At 34.4% G+C, this 19,157-nt stretch carries 16 protein-coding genes; 15 read left to right on the top strand and 1 reads right to left on the bottom strand.

Going from position 1 to position 19,157, the window contains the following annotated elements; genetic code table 11:
• From IEV10_RS03395 to IEV10_RS03325, 15 genes are all read left to right on the top strand, one after another.
• Complete coding sequence (locus IEV10_RS03395; protein ID WP_188373285.1) at positions 1 to 789, top strand: EI24 domain-containing protein; 789 nt, start codon at positions 1 to 3, stop codon at positions 787 to 789.
• Positions 789 to 1,355: a GNAT family N-acetyltransferase gene (locus tag IEV10_RS03390; protein WP_188373284.1), complete on the top strand. Its 567-nt coding sequence runs from the start codon at positions 789 to 791 to the stop codon at positions 1,353 to 1,355. The genes IEV10_RS03395 and IEV10_RS03390 overlap by 1 nt, the downstream gene beginning before the upstream one ends.
• Positions 1,356 to 2,258, top strand: coding sequence for an oxygen-dependent coproporphyrinogen oxidase (hemF, locus tag IEV10_RS03385; protein WP_188373283.1), 903 nt, complete (start codon positions 1,356 to 1,358; stop codon positions 2,256 to 2,258).
• A 53-nt stretch (positions 2,259 to 2,311) separates the two neighbouring features.
• Complete coding sequence (gene hemB / locus IEV10_RS03380) at positions 2,312 to 3,301, top strand: porphobilinogen synthase (RefSeq protein ID WP_188373282.1); 990 nt, start codon at positions 2,312 to 2,314, stop codon at positions 3,299 to 3,301.
• A gap of 358 nt (positions 3,302 to 3,659) precedes the next feature.
• The gene (locus tag IEV10_RS03375; protein ID WP_188373281.1) at positions 3,660 to 5,054 is read left to right on the top strand and encodes a sensor histidine kinase; all 1,395 of its coding nucleotides are present in this window, start codon (positions 3,660 to 3,662) and stop codon (positions 5,052 to 5,054) included.
• 11 nt (positions 5,055 to 5,065) lie between these two features.
• On the top strand, positions 5,066 to 5,752 hold the full coding sequence (locus IEV10_RS03370) for a response regulator transcription factor (protein WP_188373280.1): 687 nt from the start codon (positions 5,066 to 5,068) through the stop codon (positions 5,750 to 5,752).
• Between the two features lie 106 nt (positions 5,753 to 5,858).
• Positions 5,859 to 6,509, top strand: a complete 651-nt coding sequence (locus tag IEV10_RS03365; protein ID WP_188373279.1) for a hypothetical protein — start codon at positions 5,859 to 5,861, stop codon at positions 6,507 to 6,509.
• Positions 6,510 to 6,621: 112 nt separating this feature from the next.
• Positions 6,622 to 7,740, top strand: coding sequence for a CNNM domain-containing protein (locus IEV10_RS03360; protein WP_188373278.1), 1,119 nt, complete (start codon positions 6,622 to 6,624; stop codon positions 7,738 to 7,740).
• Positions 7,740 to 8,213, top strand: coding sequence for a methylated-DNA--[protein]-cysteine S-methyltransferase (locus IEV10_RS03355; RefSeq protein ID WP_188373277.1), 474 nt, complete (start codon positions 7,740 to 7,742; stop codon positions 8,211 to 8,213). The genes IEV10_RS03360 and IEV10_RS03355 overlap by 1 nt, the downstream gene beginning before the upstream one ends.
• Positions 8,213 to 8,734 carry a PaaI family thioesterase gene (locus IEV10_RS03350; RefSeq protein WP_188373276.1) on the top strand — a complete coding sequence of 174 codons (522 nt, stop codon included), beginning with the start codon at positions 8,213 to 8,215 and terminating at the stop codon, positions 8,732 to 8,734. Before IEV10_RS03355 ends, IEV10_RS03350 begins: the two co-directional genes overlap by 1 nt.
• Positions 8,735 to 8,746: 12 nt before the next feature.
• Positions 8,747 to 9,901: a serine hydrolase domain-containing protein gene (locus IEV10_RS03345; RefSeq protein ID WP_188373275.1), complete on the top strand. Its 1,155-nt coding sequence runs from the start codon at positions 8,747 to 8,749 to the stop codon at positions 9,899 to 9,901.
• Positions 9,902 to 9,913: 12 nt separating this feature from the next.
• Complete coding sequence (locus IEV10_RS03340; RefSeq protein ID WP_188373274.1) at positions 9,914 to 10,873, top strand: hypothetical protein; 960 nt, start codon at positions 9,914 to 9,916, stop codon at positions 10,871 to 10,873.
• Positions 10,874 to 10,914: 41 nt separating this feature from the next.
• A complete protein-coding gene (locus IEV10_RS03335) occupies positions 10,915 to 13,335 on the top strand; it encodes a penicillin acylase family protein (RefSeq protein ID WP_188373273.1) in 2,421 nt (806 codons plus the stop codon).
• 1 nt (position 13,336) lies between these two features.
• Positions 13,337 to 13,693: a hypothetical protein gene (locus tag IEV10_RS03330; protein WP_188373272.1), complete on the top strand. Its 357-nt coding sequence runs from the start codon at positions 13,337 to 13,339 to the stop codon at positions 13,691 to 13,693.
• Between the two features lie 12 nt (positions 13,694 to 13,705).
• A complete protein-coding gene (locus tag IEV10_RS03325) occupies positions 13,706 to 14,419 on the top strand; it encodes a 3'-5' exonuclease (RefSeq protein ID WP_188373271.1) in 714 nt (237 codons plus the stop codon).
• Between the two features lie 49 nt (positions 14,420 to 14,468).
• Here IEV10_RS03325 and IEV10_RS03320 read toward each other — a convergent pair whose 3' ends face one another.
• Positions 14,469 to 19,112, bottom strand: coding sequence for an immunoglobulin-like domain-containing protein (locus IEV10_RS03320; RefSeq protein ID WP_188373270.1), 4,644 nt, complete (start codon positions 19,110 to 19,112; stop codon positions 14,469 to 14,471).
• Positions 19,113 to 19,157: the final 45 nt, after the last annotated feature.

The raw sequence follows: 19,157 nt of genomic DNA, 5'->3' as shown, positions 1-19,157 counted from the left end.
ATGGTTCAAAACATCTTTAAAGGCTTACAAGTGTATTCAGGTGCTTATGCACTTATTTCTAAATTAAAACTTTGGAAATACTTTGTTATTCCAATACTAATAAGCGTTGTTGTTTTTATTTTGATATTTGTTTCTGCCTATGGACTCTCAGATAATCTTGGCGAATGGATAGCAGGTATATGGCCTTGGGAATTTGGCAAAGGTACTTTCACAGCTATCTCTACCTTTATTTCAGGAATTGTAATATTTGCTATTGGACTTATACTTTTTAAGCATATTATTATGGCGTTGTCCTCACCTTTTATGAGTCCCGTTTCAGAGAAGATTGAAGAATATTACACTGGCCAACCTGCAGAAAATCACACCAATGCCACATTTTCAAAACAACTCGTTCGCAGTGTTCGAATTGGATTAAGAAACTTAACTAAAGAGCTTATATACACGCTACCCATACTTTTATTAAAGTTTATACCAGTAGTTAATATTTTTTCAACGGCTTTATTATTTTTAGTTCAGGCGTATTATGCAGGTGTTTCTAATATGGATTACACACTAGAGCGTCATTTTAGTTATAGAGAGAGTATTGCTTTTATAAAAAAACACCGAGGATTAGCCATAGGGAATGGTATCGGGTTTTTACTCTTATTATTTATACCAGTAATTGGTGTTATACTCGTATTGCCATTGAGCGTTACCTCAGCATCAATAATCACTGTAGATTTATTGTTTGATGATGATGAAGGCGAACATATTGGTTTTGAGCCTTTTAAAATTATAGAAAATAGGTAATGATTGCACAATTCAATGGCTTTGAAATAAATCCTGTGCATACTGGAGATGCATGGAAGATTTGTGATTTAGTTGTTGCTAATGAAGACCGTTTTAAACGCTTTTTCCCAGAGACTCTTAAACAAAATTTGAGTCCTACTTTATCTCAATATTTTATTGAAGCAAAGGTAAAAGCCTTTGAAAACAAAGAGGTATTCTTATTTACTCTAAAACATTCTGAAACTAGGGAGCTTGCTGGACTTATTTACATAAAAGAACTCGATTGGAACAAAAAACAAGGCGAGTTTGCCTATTGTATTGGCTATAATTTTGAAAACAAAGGCTTAATCTCTCAATCTGTTAAAGCATTATCAAAACATGCTTTTGAAAATTTGGGTTTAGAAATACTTCAAATCATATCTCATAAAACTAACATTGGTAGCGTTAAAGTTGCAGAAAAAAACAACTTTAAATGGGTAAAAACTCTTAAAGAAAGTTATGCACCTCCTGGAGAAAAACCACTGGATATGGAGTTGTTTGAGTTATATATAGAATATGCCACATTTTGTAATAAAACAATGGTATAGATGAAAGATAAATTTTACGAATACATACAAATTTTACAAGACCGCATCACCTCAAAACTTGAGGAAATAGATGGTATTGCTAGGTTTCAAGAAGATTTATGGAAGCGCCCAGAAGGTGGTGGTGGACGCACACGAGTTATAGAAAATGGCCGTGTTTTTGAAAAAGGTGGCGTCAATATTTCTGCTGTTCATGGCGAATTACCTAAAACCATACAGCAACATTTTGGTGTAGCAGATGCCAACTTTTTTGCTTGTGGCTTAAGTCTGGTTTTACATCCTAAAAACCCAATGGTACCAACCGTACATGCCAATTGGCGTTATTTTGAAATGTATGATAACGAGGGAAATATTGCTGACCAATGGTTTGGCGGTGGCCAAGACTTAACACCTTATTATTTGTTTGATGAAGACGCTAAACATTTTCATCAGATTTGTAAAATAGCTTGCGACAGACATAACTCTGAATTTTATCCAAAATACAAAGCGCGTTGTGATGAGTATTTTTATAATGCACATCGCAACGAAGCTCGTGGTATTGGTGGTCTATTCTTCGATTATTGTAAAGCAAATGAGGCTATGCAAATGCAAGATTGGTATAATTTTGTAACCGAGGTTGGTGATAGCTTTCTTGATGCTTATGTTCCTATTGTAGAAAAAAGAAAAGATTTGGAGTATACAGAAGCACAACGCAACTGGCAAGAAATTCGTCGTGGACGTTATGTTGAATTTAATTTAGTGCATGATAAAGGCACATTATTTGGCTTAAAAACAAATGGACGGATAGAAAGTATTCTTATGAGTTTACCACCTCATGTACAATGGGTTTATAACCATAATCCAGAAGTTGGCAGTGAAGAAGAGCGCTTAATTAAAATATTAGAGAATCCCGTAGATTGGGTTTAGAGTTTGAGTGAGAAACTCATAACTTTACACTTACAACTTATGATTGAAAAGATATGTTCCCAATAAGAAGAAATAGAAGACTAAGAACCAATGAAGCTATTAGAAGTTTAGTAAGAGAAACCTATATCTCACCAAACGACTTCTTAGTACCACTTTTTGTTGTAGAAGGTTCTGGCATCAAAGAAGAAATTGATTCGATGCCTAATTATTACCGATACAGTTTAGATTTACTAAAAGACGAGATAAAATTACTTTGGAGTTTAGGTCTCAAGTCCGTTTTGCTCTTTGTAAAAGTCCCTGATACCCTTAAAGATAATAAAGGTACTGAAGCTTTAAATCCTGATGGATTAATGCAACGCGCTATTAAAACAGTAAAATCTGTTTGTCCAGATATGTTGGTGATGACAGACGTCGCACTTGATCCATTTTCTTCTTACGGGCATGATGGAATTATCGAAAATGGAAAAATCATAAACGATACTACTGTTGAAGTTTTAGCCGAAATGAGTATTTCTCATGCTGAGGCAGGTGCTAATTTTGTAGCGCCAAGCGACATGATGGATGGCCGTATTTTAGGCATTCGTGAAGCCTTAGACCAATCCAACTTTTTAGATGTTGGTATTATGAGCTATTCTGCCAAATATGCTTCGGCTTTTTATGGTCCTTTTCGGGATGCTTTAGATTCAGCACCTGTAGATGTTCAAGATGTTCCAAAGGACAAAAAAACATATCAAATGGACTTTGCCAATCGTGAAGAAGCCATCCGTGAAACAGAAATGGATATTAACGAAGGTGCGGATATTGTTATGGTAAAACCGGGATTGTCTTACTTAGATATTGTTCGTGATATTAGAAACAGTTTTGATGTCCCAATTGCAGTGTATCAAGTGTCTGGCGAATATGCCATGCTCAAAGCTGCTGCCGAAAAAGGTTGGTTAGATCATGATGCCGTAATGTTAGAACAAATCACCTCTATTAAGCGTGCAGGCGCAGATATTATAGCAAGTTATTTTGCTAAGGATGTGGTTAAATTAATGTCTTAGATATCATTTTTCTTTGTTAACAAGAGTTTAATCAAACTCTTTATTTTATAGTAAAAACAGTGTTTCCTCATGTTTTAAGGTTAATGCTAGGTTAACCTTCCTTATTTTCTTTTTTCTCTAAAATCATCATTCTAGATTTGTATCATCATCAATCAAAAATCATTTAATTATGAGAACTTTAAACAACAATCAAATTACAGAACGAGACCAAAGAACTAAAGCGTATAACTGGAATATTAAAAGACGCTTTAGATAATGGTTTTAATTTCTCAAACAGAGTTTATAGTGTCATCAATCAAAAAAAATCAATCAATCTTAAAACTATAAACTCTGTTTTATTTTTAATTTAGAGTATTATATGAAAAGAAAAATAAATCTTTTAATCATTGTTTCTATTCTTGGCTTAATAGCTTTGTCTATCATTCAAGGCTACTTAATTAATAATACTTACAAGCTTAAAAAATCAGCTTTCATTACAGAAACAAGGCGCTCTATTTCTCAGTTAGATGATTTTTCTCCCGCTTTAGATTCGCTATCTGATATTTGGCAAGAAAAGTTTCTTAATAACTTAACAGATTATAAATATGGATTAGCGGAAAGAGGTGATGTTATTGACGGGTTAGAATTTATAATTGATTCTATTAACGACACCTACAGAACAGAATATCAAAAAGAACTCATAAAAAATAATATCCCTTACGGTATTAAGTTTCACAAAAAAATAAACGCTATTATTTTATTAGACTCCACAAAAAACGATACCATTTTTGATATTAAAAAAACACCGAAGCTGATTGTTTTAGGCGATTCTATTAGTGAAGAAAATGCACATCGCGTAAGTACTACAACATGGCAAACTGACCATACTTCTAGTAGGTTAATAAATGGAGAAAACAAAGAAGTGACTTTCTATCTTTTATTTATAACTCAAGACCAAATGGATATCGAAAACTGGAAATCATTGGTATTTAATAGAATGCGAGGACTGCTTTTATTATCGCTACTGATTTTTGCAGTTGTAATAGGGCTACTTTATTATTCCATTAAAAGTTTAATCACTCAGAAGAAAATTGCTGATATCAAAACCGACTTTGTCAATAATATTACTCACGAGCTAAAAACGCCTTTGGCCACTTTGACTTTGGCTACCAAAATGTTAAAAACAGACCATGTAAAACAACAACCAGAGATTATTGATAATACTGTAAATACCATTGAGCGCCAAAACAAACGCTTACAAAAACTTATTGATCAAGTTTTAAATAATAGTTTAGGCTATCGCGAAATTAAACTCACTAAAGAAAACATTGCTATAGAAGACTATATCAATACCCTTCTAAATGATTTTGAGTTATCTCTAAATGATAAAACTATTACTGTAAACAGGTCATTCTCTGGTAAAACTAAAACTATAGGTATCGATAAGTTTTACTTTACTACAGCCTTACTAAATATCTTAGAAAATGCCGTGAAATATTCTGGTAATGCATTAGTAATAGACTGTCACGTAACAGTAGATAATGCTCTAAAAATCGAAATTAAAGACAATGGCATTGGTATTTCTGACAAAGACCAACAGCAAATCTTTGAGAAGTTTTTCCGAGCAGGAAATAGAGAGATTCATAACGTAAAAGGGCTTGGGCTTGGCTTGTATTATACCCATCAAATTATAAAAGCACATCAAGGAGATATTACTGTTAAAAGTAAAAAAGGCAAAGGCACTACTTTTATTTTAACCATTCCTTTTAACTAAAACCTTGTCTTATGAAACGTATTTTATTAGCAGAAGATGATTTGGATTTCGGAAATATTCTAAAACAATATTTAGAAATCTCTGGCTATTTCATTACTTGGGCAAAAGATGGTGAAGAAGCTTTAGAATTACTCAAAAAAGACAACTATAATATTTGTGTCTTTGATGTGATGATGCCAAAAATGGATGGTTTTACATTGGCAGAAAAAGTAATAGATTATAACCCTGAAATTCCTTTTATATTCTTAACGGCTCGTAAACTCAAAGAAGATAAAATTAAGGGTCTCAAGCTCGGTGCAGATGATTACATCGTTAAACCCTTTGAAGCTGATGAGCTAGTTTTACGCCTTAAAAATATTCTAAAACGTACAGAAAAGGCTTCGACACAATTACAGCAGTCAGAAACCATAACCATCAGTAATTACCGCCTTGACACCAAAAGATTAGAATTGACCTGTAAGGACTATAAAAAACAACTTACTCAAAAAGAAGGAGAACTCATACTCTTTTTATATCATCATAAAAATCAACTTTTAAAACGAGAAGATATTTTAAAAGCCGTCTGGAAAAATGACGACTTCTTTTCTGGTCGTAGCATGGATGTCTTTATCAGTAGACTTCGCAAATACTTTAAACAAGACCCATCAATCTCTATAGAAAGTATTAGAAATGTTGGGCTAGAATTCAAAGTAAGTTAATACAGCATAAGCGCTTGGTTAATGCTAGGTTAACGCCTAGCATTTTCTTTTTTACACCGGTTTTGTCATCTACATTTGTATCATAATCAATTAAAAACGAATACTTATGAATTTCAAAAAATCAAAAAACGTAGACCAAAGCATCAGAATAATAGATGTAAAAAGAACTGTTTGTTTAATGTTTATGATGGCTTTATGTTCAACATTAAGCCTTAATGCACAAAGAACACCAGAACCTCCAACACCGCCAAAAGCTCCAGGGACAAATTCCTCTTCAGGAACCTCATATTCTATTACAATTGAAAATGACGATGACAAGCAGCATAACAGTTCTGTCTCTATTTCAGAATCAGATGACACGTATAAGTTTAGAGCAAGTTATCACAAATCTAAAAACCAAGGCGTAAAGCAAATTTTACTAGAGAAGCTTGGTCGAGAAGGATTAAAAGTCAACGGGAACACCTATTTGTGGTCAGAAAGCGAAAATGGAGATGAGGTTTTTGAATGTAAATTAACCAGCGGAAAACTTCGAATCTACTTAGATTTAGAATCATCTTCGGATAAATTTTTAGCTAAGCTTAAAAACATGGGGCAAGATTTAAAATATTACATCTCGGGTTCTAGTAAGGAAGAAGAACAAGCTAAAAAAGTTGAACGTGCTAAACGCGATATGGAACGTGCACAACGAGACCTTGAGCGTGCCCAAAGAGATTTAGAACGAAGTAAAAGAGCTGCTGAGCGCGCCAAAAAAAATTAATAAAATTCTTTTAAAAAATATAAAAGCCCATGACTTTAAGAGTTATGGGTTTTTGATTTATTTTTAATCTTTCATTTCGTAAATTAGCAGTAACTAATTCAATATACCATTAATGGGTTTACTCGTTTTTTACGCACTTATTTCAATATTTTTTTCGTTTTTATGTTCCATTTTAGAAGCTGTACTATTAAGTATTACGCCTACTTTTCTTAATCTTAAAAAGAATGAAGGTAAAGCTTATGCTTCGGATTTAGAGGCGCTAAAAAAAGACGTGGATCGACCGCTAATTGCTATTTTAACCTTAAATACAATTGCCCATACTGTGGGTGCCATCTTAGTTGGTGTACAAGCTAAAGTCGCTTATGCAGAAATTTATGGTACTGAAACGCACTCTGTTTTAGGTCTTGAATTTACCGAAGAGGTTATGGTTGGTGTCGTGTCTACAATTATGACCATTTTAATATTAGTGGCTTCAGAGATTATCCCAAAAACCATTGGTGCTACCTATTGGAAACAACTTGCTAATTTTACTACTAAGGCTCTCAATGTTTTAATATTTCCATTAAAATGGACAGGCATCTTATGGGTATTACAACTCACCACAAAGCTTATTGGCGGTAAAGGTCACGGTAGTGTTTTAAGCCGTGAAGGTTTTGTGGCAATGACTGAAATTGCACATGAAGAAGGTGTTTTTGAAGAAAATGAGAGTAAAGTCATCAAGAACTTACTCAATTTTAAAGATGTACAAGCCAAAGATGTGATGACTCCCCGTACGGTTATGAAAACCGAAAATGAAACCATGACAGTAGAAGCTTTTTTTAATGCCAATTCAAATATTAGATTTTCTAGAATTCCTGTTTATACTGACGAGTCCGATAATATTACAGGATTAGTTTTAAAAGATGATGTTTTTAAAGAAATGGCCTTTGGAAATGGTGCTAAACTCTTGTCTGAGTTAAAACGAGATATCATTATCATTAATCGAAGCTTACCAATTCCAACCTTATTTGAGCAACTGGTAGAAAGCCGAAACCACATGGCTTTGGTTGTAGATGAATATGGCTCAGTAAGTGGTTTAGTGACTATGGAAGATGTCATTGAAACGCTTCTTGGGCTAGAAATTATGGACGAGAGTGATAATGTCTCTGACCTTCAAATGCTAGCACGTAAAAGCTGGGAAACCAGAGCCAAACGTTTGGGCATTATTGAAGAAGATAATACAGAAGATTAATGCAAAGTTGTACTATTGAAACGCCATTAGGTCATGCCAAAATTATTGGTGATGCAAATGGTATATCTAAAGTTTCAATAGGAGATACAACTGAAGAGCTGTCAGAATTTATTCCTGAAGATTTATTGGATTGTGTTACGCAACTCAAAGCCTATTTTAGAGATGAATTACAGGATTTTGACTTAAAACTCAACCCTGTCGGTACTGATTTTCAGAAAAAAGTATGGCAATACTTACAGCAAATTCCGTTTGGAAAAACCTGTTCTTATCTAGAATTGTCAAAGAAAATAGGTGACCCAAAAGCGATAAGAGCTGTTGCCAATGCTAATGGCAAGAATCCACTTTGGGTAATTATACCATGTCATCGTGTTATTGGAAGTGACGGTAGCTTAACAGGATATGCTGGAGGTTTACATAGAAAACAATGGCTTATTAATCATGAGAGCGAACATAAACAGCAAACCTTATTTTAATGTATAAGTCAGGCACAGAGTTTTTAAAACGATTCGTCAAAGTTTCTACGATTTATAAATATGGTTTTAATTGGTCACCAATGTACAGACGCTCAACCGCTAAATTAATTGAGGTCAGCGAAGATTTGCATTATGTAAAAATTAGGCTTAAGCTTAATTGGAAAAATCGCAATTATGCAGGTTCTATTTTTGGAGGCAGCATGTTATCTGCTACAGATCCAATATATATGATTCAGCTCATCCAAATACTTGGTAATGATTATGTTGTATGGGACAAAGCAGTAGAAGCACGTTATAGAAGACCTGCAAAGAGTACTATTTATGGTGAATTTATTTTTACTAAAGATGAAATTGAAGCTCTAAAACAAAATATTGCCAACGATAACGAAACAGATATTGTAAAAACCATGAATCTCGTTGACGAAAAGCAGAATATAATTGCTACTTTTAATAAAACACTTTACATCGCAAATAAACATTTTTATAAAGAAAAACTCCAAAAGCGTAAAACAAAGAACTAATACATTCTATTAATGAAATTCCTAAAAAAACTATTCAAATTCCTAATCATATTTTTTGGTTTACTAGTTGCTGTACTTTATGTTACAGATACAGATTATTTATTAAAGGCTGTAAGAACTATCTATTTTAGAGGGCACACAACTGCCTATCTTGAGGATTACAAGCATTTTGATAATCAATCGATAGATGCAAGTAGCAATCCACAAGCCTGGCCCAATCATATAGATTACAATTCTGTAACTGAAACGGAGCGTTTGTCAAAAGCTAATGCTGATTGGGGAAGCATTGCCTATGTAATTATTAAAAACGATAGTATTTGGTTTGAAAATTATTACGACGGATTTAATGAAGACTCTAAATCCAACTCGTTTTCTATGGCAAAAAGTTATGTGTCTGGTTTAATGGGAAAAGCGATTATGCAAGGTCATATTAAGAGTTTAGACCAACCCGTTTGTGATTTTCTTCCTGCGTTTTGCGAGGGTAAAGCTGCAAAAATGACGGTTGGTGACTTAAGTAGTATGGCATCTGGCACCAATTGGGACGAAGCCTATTATTCGCCATTATCAATTACCACTCGCGCTTATTTTGATGATGATTTAGCTAAAGTCATGAATGGTCTTAAGATGGAAACTGACCCTGGACAAGCATTTAAATATGCCAGTGGCGATACTCAAATGCTAGCTATGGTTATAGAGAAAGCAACAGGAAAACCGCTATACGATTACTTTGAAGAAAGCTTTTGGAAACCGTTAGGTAGTGAAAATGCTACGCTTTGGCAGGTCGATAGTGAAGATCATGATTTGGTAAAAGCCTATTGCTGTATTGCTAGTAATGCCAAAGATTTTGCACGCTTTGGAAAACTCTACAAAGACCACGGAAAATGGAATGGAACGCAAATTTTAGATTCTGCTTTTGTCGCCAAATCTGTAGTGCCACGTTTTCCTGAAAGCCCAGAATATGGTTATGGTTGGTGGTTAAAAAAACACTTAGGTAAAGACTTTTTTATGATGCGCGGACACTTAGGGCAATATGTATTTGTACAGCCAGAAGATAACGTAATTATTGTGCGTTTAGGCCATCAAAAATCTCCAGACATTGGGACTAAAACCTTCACGGATGATATAAGCTTATATATTGAAGAAGGTTATAAAATGCTTGAAAAATAATTCATAAAAAGTATGAGTACAGAGGGAATAATATCTATTGCCATAACATTAGTCTTAGGAATACCAAGTTTAATTACTCTCTTCAAAATTAATCAGACTAAAATAGTCTACTTAGAAAAACAACTAATCAATCTTAAAGATGATTTGCTCAAAAACTTTGACGACCTTTCAATAAAATATAAAGGCGTTGAAGTACAAAAGAATATTTTTTTTATCAGTGGTTTTATAATCTGTCATGGGAAAAAAGATATTTCTAATGAAAAAAATACTATAAACATAACTATCCCTGAAAACTCTAAATGGCTGGATTATAAAATTGTTGATAAGTCAAAAGGGATGAAGATTAAAAAAGATATTAATAAAAATGAAGTGAGTTTGAATTTTGATTTGTTTAAAAGCAAAGAATTTTTTGAATATGAGGGAATTGTAGAAATAAATGAAGATGTTGATAAACTAAACTTAAAAAAAATTATAGAGTTTCATCATAGAATACCAAATATTCCAACAATTAATAAATTTAATATTGAAACATTAAAATCAAGTTTTTTTATTTTGATAATATCAATCATTCTCTTGATTTTGCCCCTTCAAATAGCATATTATTATAATGATATAAATACATATGACATAACTGCATATAATTCTGAAACAAACAAAAAGTTAGATTACTCTGCTATTTATTCTTACAAAAATATTAGAAGCTTAAAAGAAAAAATAGTGGAAGAAAGGTCTGGGTTTATTCTATTATTTGAAGGAAAAACAGAAGATTTCCCAGTTGATATTGATGATAAATATGGGGAAAAGGACACGAAATCAACTTCTGTATATTTTAAAATGAATGATTTGGGTGCGTCCTCTTGGATGTATTTTTCGTTCCTATTTTTACTTTTCATAGTATCCATGACAGGAGTCGTATACTCTATTACTTTGTTTTTCTACAAAAAAAGATACTTAAAATTTATAGACAAATAATTTTCTAAAGTTTAGATTTTTATTAAATCACATAATTTATAATGAAATACTTAAAACTACTATTATCTTTTATCCTCACAGCAGCCATTTTTTATGGCCTAAATAACAAGTTTGGAGACATCCCTGCATTAGGAAAATTCTTGGCGCCAAATCAAGGCATTTGGCAAAACGAAACGGATGATATCATCACTGGAGAAGTTAATATTCCTAGCCTTAAAGATGTCGTAACCGTACATTATGATGCACAATTGATTCCTCATATTTTTGCAAAAAACGACTCAGATTTATACAAAGCTCAAGGCTATATTACTGCTAAGCATCGCTTATGGCAAATGGAATTTCAAACTTATGCTGCGGCTGGTCGCTTATCTGAAATAATCGGAGAAGGCGCACTTGATTATGACCGTTCGCAACGTCGTAATGGTATGCTTTTCGGTGCAGAAAACAGTTTAGATGTCGTAAAGCAGGACCCAGAAGCTCTAGCACTTCTCGAAGCTTATAGTTATGGCGTTAACGCATATATCAATAGTCTAGAACCAGAAAAATATCCCGTAGAATACAAACTTTTAGGCTACAAACCAGAAGCGTGGACTATTGATAAAACCATGCATCTTCTCATGTACATGACCGACATGCTTTGCGGTCGTGATTACGATTTGGAGTTTACCAATACCATTAAAAAATTTGGTAAGAAACGTTTTGATATGTTATTTCCTGACTTTTACGATAGCATTGATCCTGTAATTCCTAAAGAAACCGATTGGAGCTTTATTGATACACCAATGGCAGAAATTCCGAAAGACGAAATGGTAAAAGATTCTGTTTCAATTTCTGAAATGATGGCTAAACCACACCCAAATAATGGAAGTAACAATTGGGCAGTTGGGCCTTCAAAATCTGTTTCAGGAAACGCAATTTTAGCCAACGACCCACATTTGGGCTTAAATCTGCCTTCTATTTGGTTTGTAATGCAGCTATCTACTCCAGAGCATAATGTCTATGGCGCTACTTTACCAGGAGCTTTAGGCGTTATTATTGGGTTTAATAATGACATTTCTTGGGGTGTTACCAACGCCACACGTGATGTAAAGGATTGGTACAAAATCGATTTTCAAGACCAAAGTCGAAAAGCCTACAAGTACGATGATCAATGGAAAGACACCTCAGTAAGACTTGAAGACATTAAAATAAAAGGTAAAGAGACTTTTATAGATTCTGTAATCTACACACATCATGGTCCAGTGAGTTATGACCATAAATTTAAAAGTGATAATGAGCTTAAAGGTTATGCTATGAAATGGGCAGGTCATATTGGTCATAATTTTACGGATTTGTTTTATAAACTCAATCGTGCTAAAAATTATGACGATTACAGAAATGCGATTAAAAACCATGTAGCGCCTGCACAAAACTTTGTATTCGCCTCAAAAACAGGAGATATTGCTATGTGGGTACAAGGACAATTTCCAAACAAATGGAAAGGTCAAGGTAAATTCTTAATGGATGGTAGTAACCCAGACCATGACTGGAAAAATCTTATCCCATCAGATTATAACGCACATACCAAAAATCCTGAACGCGGTTTTGTAAGTTCTGCCAATCAGCATCCAACGGATTCTATGTATCCGTTTTATGTGTTTAACGATGGCTACGACACCTACCGTTCACGTATTATCAATAACTTCTTTAGGTCTAAGGAGAAGTTTAATGTTGAAGATTTCAAAGATTTACAGAATAACAATTTCAATTTAAAAGCAAGTGAAATTGTGCCCTACCTTATTAAAAACTTAAATATTTCTGATTTTAATCCAGATGAAAAAGAAGCTTTGGATATTTTGAAAAATTGGGATTTCGACAATCACATCGATAGTAAAGCACCAGGCCTATTTGCAAGTTGGAATAACAATCTTTACACGATGATTTGGGATGAATTTGATGTTGAGGATGAAACTTTAAAATGGCCTTTTACCTATCAATACATGTATATGTTAAAAAATCATCCTAATGATAAATTCATGGATGTTTTAGAAACACCTGAAATAGAAATAGCAGAGGATTTAATTCAGCAATCTTTTAAAGAAACGGTTGAAAAATTAAATAAATGGAAAGAAAAGAATGGCGATTATGATTGGAAAAACTACAAGCGTTCTTATGTTGGACATTTGCTACAAGCATTGCCTGCATTTTCAGTACAAAATATCCCAATTGGTGGCGATGGTAATACCGTAAATGCCATGACAAGAAATCATGGCCCTTCATGGCGAATGATTGTAGAAATGGGAGATATACCAAAAGCTTACGGCATCTATCCTGGTGGACAATCTGGAAATCCTGGTAGTAAATATTACGATAATTTTATAGACGATTGGGCAAAAGGCAACTATTTTGAGATTAATTTCATGCAATCTGAAAGTGATTCCACTTCAATCCAATCTACTCAAACTTTAAAGCCCTCTAAATAATATGAAACGTAATAGTATCAACTTTATCATTACAATTGTTTTAGCTATCATTTTATCGCAATTTCTACCATGGTGGTCAATAATGCTGGCAAGTTTTATTTCGGCATTATCAATTCGTTTAAAAAAGAGTGCTGTCTTCTTTGTGCCTTTTCTCGCAATTACCTTGTTTTGGATAGCTTATGCCTTTTATTTAGGTAACGCCAATGATTTCATACTAGCTAAAAAAATAGCTGTTTTATTGCCTCTAGGCGGAAACGAATATCTGCTTATGCTAGTTACAGGAATAGTAGGCGGTATTGCTGCTGGGATTTCGGCTTTATTTGGAAAACAAGTATCTTTATTAGTGACCTCTAAATAGTTTTCTTGCACTATGATTTCTAAACTTCATCTTGAAAATATTTTATTCTTAGATATTGAAACCGTTCCTGAAACACATAATTTTTCGGATTTAGACGAAACCAAACAACAGCTTTGGGAACTAAAATCAAAGTATCAGCGAAAAGACGATTTTACAGCAGAGGAATTCTATGACCGCGCAGGCATATGGGCAGAATTTGGGAAAATCATCTGTATTTCTGTAGGTTATTTTAAGATGCAAGGTGATATTAGAAGCTTCAGAGTTACCTCCTTCTATGGTGATGAAATTCAAATTCTAAAAGATTTTAAAAATCTATTGATTTCACATTTTAGTCAGACTAAACATTTACTTTGTGCTCATAATGGAAAGGAATTTGACTTCCCTTACATCGCTAGACGTATGATTATACATCATATTGAGTTACCTTATAAACTCAATTTGTTTGGAAAAAAACCTTGGGAAGTTCCGCACTTAGACACTTTAGAATTGTGGAAGTTTGGAGATTACAAAACCTATACGTCCCTTAAGCTTTTGACCAATGTTTTAGGCATACCTTCTCCTAAAGATGATATCGATGGAAGTGATGTTTGTAGTGTTTACTATAATGACAATGATATAGATCGCATTATTACCTATTGCGAAAAAGACACGATTGCTGTAGCGCAAATACTTTTGCGACTAAGAGGCGATGAACTTCTTCATGAAGATGAAATAAAACATATATAAAAAAGCCCAGCATTACTACTGGGCTTTTTTGTTAATGAGAATCTTATCTCTAGTTCTTGATAAACTTTCTTGATACTGATTTATTTTCTGTGCTTACCTCTAAGAAGTACACACCTTTATTTAATCCACCAACTTCTATTTGGTTAATATTAGACCCGCGTAATACTGTTTGACCTAGCATATTTACGATTCTGTATGTTGCGTTATCAACACCTAGAGTCTCAACGTATAAGGTATTAGTTACCGGATTAGGATACATTTTCATACCAAATGCATCTTCATCTTCATTACCCAATATATCTACTCTTTCACCAAAAACGATTTTATCTTTAGATGTTGTACAAGACGTTTCATAGATTTTTACGTTAGCAAATGTAGAGTTATTACCAGAACCCGCATCATTATCATTTATAAACACTAATCTGTCCATAACTCCAGTGTAAGAATCACCCACAGGAATAACATATGTTCTAGTTCCACTTGTATAATTATCAAAGTTAGTAATACCATAATTTTGCGTTCCGTGGAACTTAAAATAGAATGAAGACGTTAATGAATTATCATTTTCAAATCCAATTCCATGAATTTCTCCTTCAGAAGTACTACTAAATTCTAACTCAATTACAGTATTTGTAGTAACTGTATATGGGAAATCGATATATTTCCATGTATTATTACTTAATGTTAGTGAAGTTCCGCCATTGCCAATAGAGTTTGCTCCGTTACTATCTTGTGTAGAGAATGAATTTAACGTATAGTTATTAAAATTAAGCACATCACATCCTCCAGTAGAACCGCCATCAGTAGTTAGTGATAAATTATCAACTGCAATATCACTTCTCCAACTAGATCCTGTTATACCAACAAATCGCATTGTTATTGACTGACCAACGTAAGACGCTAAGTCTACAGATACTTGATTCCATTGATTACCTTGGTTACCTGATAAATTCCATACTGAAGTCCATGAACTTCCCTCATCTGTAGATACATCTAAAGATAATGACCCTATGTTTGTACCATACATATGATTCTGGAAACTAAAAGTAGCTTGAGTTTCATTGGTTAAATCAAAACATGGACTTACTAAAATAGCTGTTGCATTAGGACCTATTTGTCCTGGGCTATTATTAGTTGATGCCTCTAAGAACATATAGAAAGAACCATTCACAGCTGAACTTGGGCCTGTTGTATTTGATGGTGTACTACCACTATTTCTAACCCAATTACCATCATCACCACCTGCTTGTGTCCATCCATCACCAGATTCAAAACTCTCAGTATATGGGAATGTTGAAATACCTCCTGAACAACCAGTTGATACCTCATTTACATTCACAGTTCTCACTACTGGTGTTGCCGCATTTCCTGCTGCATCACTAACATTATAAGTCAATGTATAAGTCCCTGCTGTATTGGTATCTACACTTCCCGTTACAACAATACTTGATGTTAAGTTGCCATCAATATTATCCGTTGCTGTAGCTCCAGCATCTGTATAAGCATCACCCACAGTTAAGTTAACCGTTGCTGAACCTAATAATGTAATCACTGGTGCTGTTGTATCTGCACTTACAACTACTGTTCGGGTTGCACTTGCCGAGTTTCCTGCAGCATCACTTACACTATACGTTACTGTGTAGGTGCCTGCTACGTTGGCATTAACAGTTCCTGTCGTTACAATACTCGCTGTTAAATCACCATCTATATTATCTGTAGCTGTAGCGCCTTGCTCGTTATAAGCATCGCCTACATTTAAGTTAATCGTTGATGCACCATTAAGTGTGATTACTGGTGCTGTGGTGTCTGGATTTACAGTAACTGTTCGGGTGGCACTCGCATTATTACCTGCCGCATCACTTACACTATACGTTATTGTATAAGTCCCTGCCAAACTTGTATTAACTGACCCTGTAGTAACTATACTCGACGTTAAATCACCATCTACATTATCTGTAGCTGTTGCGCCTAATTCTGTGTAAGTCTCTCCTAACTCTAAACTAATATTAGAGGAGCCATTCAACGTAATCACCGGTGCAGTAGTGTCTGGTCCAGAACCTTCTATTACAACTGTATAATCTTCAACTTCTCCGTATTGGAATGACTCACATGATGTTGGAGCTGCATTGTATTTCATAGACACACGCATACGTGTAGCACCTTCAACAGCAGCCTCCGGGGCTGTAAAGTTTCCACTTACAGGTGTAGCTTGTGTTGGTGCTTGTGCAAATACTTGTTCTCCGGCATCTGTAAAATCCCCATCCTTATTATAATCTATCCAAACAGCATAAGCTTCATTATACAATGTTCCTGTCCAAGTTGGCGTAATAGTAATGGTGTTAGATACTCCTTTAGTCAATACTGTAGATTGCGACGTAAAGTCTGCATAACCTCCAGTAGATGCTCCAGAAACATTATCGATACTACCTAGCTGAACTCGCGAAATGTATTCATCTGTAATAATCTGACCATTAGACGCACAATACGTTAATTGTACTTCAGTAGTTGTAAAGTTTACTGAAGCACTATACGATGAATTACTTCCTCCAGTACATTTACTTCTTACTTGAGCTTCATACTGCGTTTGGGTAGCAAGTCCTGTTAGGTTAGAAGATATTCCAGTTACCCCATTTGTTGTCCATGTTGAAGACCCCACTACTCTATATCTTAAATCATAAGATGCTCCTGAAACTGCATTCCAACTTAAAGTCGCTGTAGAAGACCCAACATTTGAAGCGGCTAATCCACTTGGTGTTGTAGCATTACAAGTTACTGGCGCACCAATAGTAAAATTAGCATTAGAAATATCAAAGAAGATGTGGTTAGAACCTCTAACCATAATTCTGTTTTGAGATCCTTGGTTATTAGGTACTACAATATCATGTGACCCATCATTAGTAACTCCTGAAGCTAAAGTGATAGGGTAAGTATCTCCACCATCTGTTGATAAAAAGATATCTACATTTGCAGCATTTACGCCATTACCTGTTGTACCAGCAACATCCCATGTTACAGTTTGCGTTGTACCAGCATCCCAAGTAACACTCGTATTTGGTGAGTTAAGTACAAAAGGTCCAGCTGTACCATTTACTGTAATACGTGTGTCATCACTATTATTAGTTCCACCTCCGGCTCTATTATCTCTAACTGTTAATCTAAAATTTAAAGTTCTTGCAACATTTGGAACTGCCTCCCATTCCCATGCTGTAGCTCCAGTCTTAATTGTAGATAACCTAGGGAAATACCTCTTATTGTCTGTACTAGGATTGTAAGACCTAAAAGCTGGTCCTGAAGTAGCAGTGACACTAGGCTTAGAAGTTGCTGAATCATTTTCATCTATCTGCTCCCAACAATACGTCAATACGTCTTGCGAATTAGCATCAGACCCTGCTCCTGTTAAAACAAATGCTGTTCCTTTTGGGATAGTGTAATTAATTCCTGCGTTAGCAGTAGGCACAGCATTACCAGTATTTGTATTTGTTTGACAGCTTGTACTTTTAACATAATTAGTGACTTGCTGAATAGAAATTGCATGAAAATAAGGATCACTATTAGGTTGTACATCAGTATTTGGTCCTGTAATACCAGCATATCCCATTATTGTAGTACCACTACCTGGTTCCATTTGTACATTTCTACCTTCGTTTCCGCCATGTGTCCATGTATGGTTAGCTCCAAATTGATGTCCTAGTTCATGAGCTACATAATCTACATCAAATGGATCTCCTTCTGGAGTTGAACGAGATGTAAATGCACTACCCTTTTGCCCATTAACACAAACACAGCCTATACATCCTGCGTTACCATTATCTGAAGCCCTTGCAAATAAATGACCAACATCATAATTCGCTTCACCTATTATACTTGTTAAAGTGTTTTGCACTTGACTATTAAAACTGCCATTAGAATATGGATCCGAATTACCATTAGTATATATCACATCATCCGTATTAGCAATTAATACCATAGTCACGTTAAAATCGGTTTCGTAAATCCCATTCACACGTGTCATCGTTGTATTAATTGCTGCTAAAGCTTGTGCTTTTGTACCTCCATGATATTGAGTGTATTCGCCTGTCGTAGAAACGGCTAATCTATACGTTCTCAAAATTGAGTCATCTGCATTTCTTAGTGCATTTCCATTTCCTTGTATAAGGCTGTTAGCCTTCGCAATCACTTCACATTCAAAATTATCTTGATCGGCTAATTTATCCTGTCTTTTGTATACTGCATACTGAGATAAATCATTAGTATAAGGCTCAATAAATGTTGCTGGTTTATCAGCAGATAATCTCATACTCTGCAAACCTAACGGTGATATACTGAAACGAATTCTATCAGAAGGATTGTCAACACCTTGTCCTGCATAAGATTTAATATTAGGGTATTTAGCTTCAAGATCAGGATGCATTACTGAAGCTTCCATAACACGATATCTTTCAAACTCACCATTATCATTTGGAAAAGTTATAATGACATCAGATTGTCCACTAAACTCTCCTCTTTTGGGAGCTAGTTCCAAAGCTGATTTAAGATTATTAATATCTAACGAGTAAGTTTCCTTATTTGGAAGATTCTTCCTACTTTCTTTAATGTTAGAAGTGCTAGCGTTTTGTTTTTTCCATAGCGATTGCCCTTGCGAAAATGCAATTATAGTGCTTAAAAAAAACAGAGTGAGTATTGTTTTTTTCATAAAAAGTAAAATAATTTAGTATTAAATTTGTTAAATTCTCTGTCA

It is taken from the genome of Winogradskyella haliclonae, from assembly GCF_014635865.1.
Taxonomy (GTDB): Bacteria; Bacteroidota; Bacteroidia; order Flavobacteriales; family Flavobacteriaceae; genus Winogradskyella; species Winogradskyella haliclonae.
This window is presented reverse-complemented; position numbering and strand designations above follow the sequence as displayed.

Coding starts and splice junctions, on each gene's coding strand:
- IEV10_RS03340 (WP_188373274.1), top strand. CDS start 9,914: ATGAGTACAGAGGGAATAATATCTATTGCCATAACATTAGTCTTAGGA.
- IEV10_RS03350 (WP_188373276.1), top strand. CDS start 8,213: ATGTATAAGTCAGGCACAGAGTTTTTAAAACGATTCGTCAAAGTTTCT.
- IEV10_RS03335 (WP_188373273.1), top strand. CDS start 10,915: ATGAAATACTTAAAACTACTATTATCTTTTATCCTCACAGCAGCCATT.
- IEV10_RS03390 (WP_188373284.1), top strand. CDS start 789: ATGATTGCACAATTCAATGGCTTTGAAATAAATCCTGTGCATACTGGA.
- hemF (WP_188373283.1), top strand. CDS start 1,356: ATGAAAGATAAATTTTACGAATACATACAAATTTTACAAGACCGCATC.
- IEV10_RS03355 (WP_188373277.1), top strand. CDS start 7,740: ATGCAAAGTTGTACTATTGAAACGCCATTAGGTCATGCCAAAATTATT.
- hemB (WP_188373282.1), top strand. CDS start 2,312: ATGTTCCCAATAAGAAGAAATAGAAGACTAAGAACCAATGAAGCTATT.
- IEV10_RS03360 (WP_188373278.1), top strand. CDS start 6,622: ATGGGTTTACTCGTTTTTTACGCACTTATTTCAATATTTTTTTCGTTT.
- IEV10_RS03395 (WP_188373285.1), top strand. CDS start 1: ATGGTTCAAAACATCTTTAAAGGCTTACAAGTGTATTCAGGTGCTTAT.
- IEV10_RS03370 (WP_188373280.1), top strand. CDS start 5,066: ATGAAACGTATTTTATTAGCAGAAGATGATTTGGATTTCGGAAATATT.
- IEV10_RS03365 (WP_188373279.1), top strand. CDS start 5,859: ATGAATTTCAAAAAATCAAAAAACGTAGACCAAAGCATCAGAATAATA.
- IEV10_RS03330 (WP_188373272.1), top strand. CDS start 13,337: ATGAAACGTAATAGTATCAACTTTATCATTACAATTGTTTTAGCTATC.
- IEV10_RS03320 (WP_188373270.1), bottom strand. CDS start 19,112: ATGAAAAAAACAATACTCACTCTGTTTTTTTTAAGCACTATAATTGCA.
- IEV10_RS03375 (WP_188373281.1), top strand. CDS start 3,660: ATGAAAAGAAAAATAAATCTTTTAATCATTGTTTCTATTCTTGGCTTA.
- IEV10_RS03345 (WP_188373275.1), top strand. CDS start 8,747: ATGAAATTCCTAAAAAAACTATTCAAATTCCTAATCATATTTTTTGGT.
- IEV10_RS03325 (WP_188373271.1), top strand. CDS start 13,706: ATGATTTCTAAACTTCATCTTGAAAATATTTTATTCTTAGATATTGAA.